Raw genomic sequence first — 2,853 nt, 5'->3', positions numbered from 1 at the left:
GGAAATGTATGGTGGGTAATTCAAAAAAATGGAAAGAAGGATTTCTTAGTCAAACTTTTGAAATTGATGGTCAAGTCATAGAGCTGACTGCGGCCAAAATTGGACAGGAAGGTAATTCGTTTCACATTCGGTTTGTGTGGAACGGCGGCGTGCACTTCTCCGAGATTATCGAACACATCGGACAACTGCCCATTCCTCCTTACCTGAACCGCGACACCGAAGAAAGCGACGAAGAAAGCTACCAAACCGTTTATGCAAAAATAGATGGTTCGGTGGCAGCACCAACCGCAGGCCTGCATTTTACCGATCCGGTAATTGCAAAACTGGCCGGTAAAAACATTACCACCAACGAAATTACCCTGCATGTGGGAGCCGGCACTTTTCAGCCCGTAAAATCGGAAACCATTGAGGGCCATACCATGCACCACGAACAGGTGATTATCCCGATTGAGATTCTTCGTTCGTTTGTTGAAAATCCCAAAAACATTATTGCGGTGGGAACCACTTCGGTGCGCTCGCTCGAAAGTTTGTACTGGATTGGCCTGCAACTGGAAGAACAACGTTTTAATCCGTTTCACCCGGAAGTAAAACAATGGGAACCATACGAAAACGACGCAAAGATTTCAATTGAAAAAGCTTTGCAGAATATCATTTATTTTCTGGTTGAGAACAACGAAAAAGCCATTCGTTTTTCTACGCAGATCATTATTCTGCCGGGTTACGATTTTAAACTGATCAGCGGAATGTTCACCAACTTTCACCAGCCGCAAAGTACGTTATTACTACTAATCAGCGCATTTTTGGGCAATAAATGGAAAGAAGTTTACGATTATGCATTGGCCAACGACTTCCGCTTTTTAAGCTATGGCGATAGCAATCTCTACCTCAAATAAACTACCTTTGAGTAAAGCTTTTACGCTAACATTTTTTAAGACGAAATATTTGCACAACAGCGAACTTTAACCATATTTGTGCTACTATGCAGAGAGATAAAATCGACAGCTTTTCCTCCTTTATTTCCGAGTCAGTAAAAAACTATGCGAACAATGAAGCATTGGGCTTTATCGATGGCGACTACCTGACTTACGCAGAAATGGGGAGAAAAATCTCCGCTGTTCAGGCGTTTTTTGAAAAGCTTGGTATTGGCGAGGGCGACAAGGTGATTATCTACAGCCAAAATATGCCCAACTGGGGAGTTGTTTATTTTGCCCTGCAATGCTCAGGAATTGTTGCCGTTCCTGTTCTTCCCGATTTTAGCCCGGTGGAACTTGAGAATGTAATCAAACATTCCGAGTCGAAAGCTATGTTTATCTCTTCAAGCCTGCAATATAAATTGAACGATGTTGACGCATCATCGCTGAATGTTATCGTAAAGATCGACGATTTCAGCCTTTTAAAAGCTGAAGATAAGTCGGTGGTTTTCGATGAAAAAGCAATCAGCGATAAAGCCTATAAGCCTAAAGAAAATGAGCTTGCGGTATTGATTTATACCTCCGGCACCACCGGAAACTCGAAAGGTGTAATGTTATCGCAAGAGAATATTTTGGCGAATGTTGTTCAGTCGGCTGCTGTTCAGGAAATCCGCGAAGAGTTTCGCTTTTTATCGGTGCTGCCCTTATCGCATACTTACGAAAATACTATCGGATTTTTGCTGGCCATGTACAAAGGCGCGAGTGTAACCTATTTGCACAAACCGCCAACGGCGAGTGTTTTGCTTCCGGCGTTAAAATTGTTGCGCCCGCATATTATGCTTACGGTTCCGATGATTATCGAAAAGGTGTACAAAAGCAGCATTTTACCGGGGATTAACAAAAAGGCGGTAACACGATTGTTACATCGTTTTAAACCAACACGAAAGTTGGTTCACCGATTGGCCGGTAAAAAACTGATGAAAACTTTTGGTGGTCGTCTTGAGTTTTTTGGCATTGGCGGTGCAAAACTCGATGGCAAAGTGGAACGTTTTCTGCGCGATGCCAAATTTCCGTATGCTATTGGTTATGGCTTAACCGAAACAGCCCCACTTGTGGCAGGATCGAATCCGACAACAACACGTTTCAGAGCCATTGGTCCAAAGGTGATCAACAGCGAAGTGAAAATTCATGATCCGAACCCGGTAACCGGCGAAGGCGAAATCTGGACAAAAGGGCCGAACGTGATGTTGGGCTACTACAAAAATCCGGAAGAAACACAACGTGTATTAACCGAAGATGGCTGGTTTAAAACCGGCGACCTTGGTGTTTTCGATAAAGACGGCTGGTTAAGCCACAAAGGCCGGTTAAAAAATATGATCGTTGGTGCCAACGGCGAAAATATCTATCCTGAGGAAATTGAATCGATCATCAACAATTTCAGACATGTGGTGGAATCGATCGTGGTTCAGAAAAAGGGAAAACTCGTGGCGTTGGTTCATTTTAACCGTGAGGAACTGGAGCAAAAAGTAAAAGAAATGCGTTCTGAACTTGGAGACAAAATGGATGAAATCACTCATCACGTGGATGAAAAAATTGAAGAGTTAAGTGTCGAATTAAAACAATATATCAATTCGCGGGTGAACAAGTTTTCTAAAGTTCAGGATTTTATTTCGCACCCTACCCCTTTCATAAAAACGGCTACTCAAAAAATCAAACGTTACTTGTATCACTAATTAGGCTTCTACCGATAATAGCAATAAGTTCAACCCTTTCAGGGCTGAAACTCATTCACCATCTCTTGCCGTGCGTTTCACACACGGTTATTTACGTTTAGTCCTTGCAGGACTATCCGCAGTTCTGTTGATACAAAAATCCAACTAAGTGATAAATCCCTCCGGATTTGCAGATAAGCAGCAGAGATAATTTTCTTCCAAATTCATAG

2 protein-coding genes are annotated in these 2,853 nt (G+C 42.6%); both read left to right on the top strand.

The window, feature by feature from the left end; genetic code table 11:
• Window positions 1-893, top strand: an 893-nt coding sequence (locus ABZB17_RS21980) for an S-adenosylmethionine:tRNA ribosyltransferase-isomerase (RefSeq protein WP_372653723.1), incomplete at its 5' end; no start/stop codon positions are given.
• A gap of 86 nt (window positions 894-979) precedes the next feature.
• Window positions 980-2,644: an AMP-binding protein gene (locus ABZB17_RS21975; RefSeq protein ID WP_372653721.1), complete on the top strand. Its 1,665-nt coding sequence runs from the start codon at window positions 980-982 to the stop codon at window positions 2,642-2,644.
• Window positions 2,645-2,853: the final 209 nt, after the last annotated feature.

Source organism: Draconibacterium sp. (genome assembly GCF_041583095.1).
GTDB lineage: Bacteria > Bacteroidota > Bacteroidia > Bacteroidales > Prolixibacteraceae > Draconibacterium.
Note: the sequence above shows the minus strand (reverse complement) of the source record. Positions and strands in the feature narration are given on the sequence as shown.

Excerpts from the sequence above, each read along its gene's own strand:
- ABZB17_RS21975 (WP_372653721.1), top strand. The coding sequence starts at position 980 with ATGCAGAGAGATAAAATCGACAGCTTTTCCTCCTTTATTTCCGAGTCA.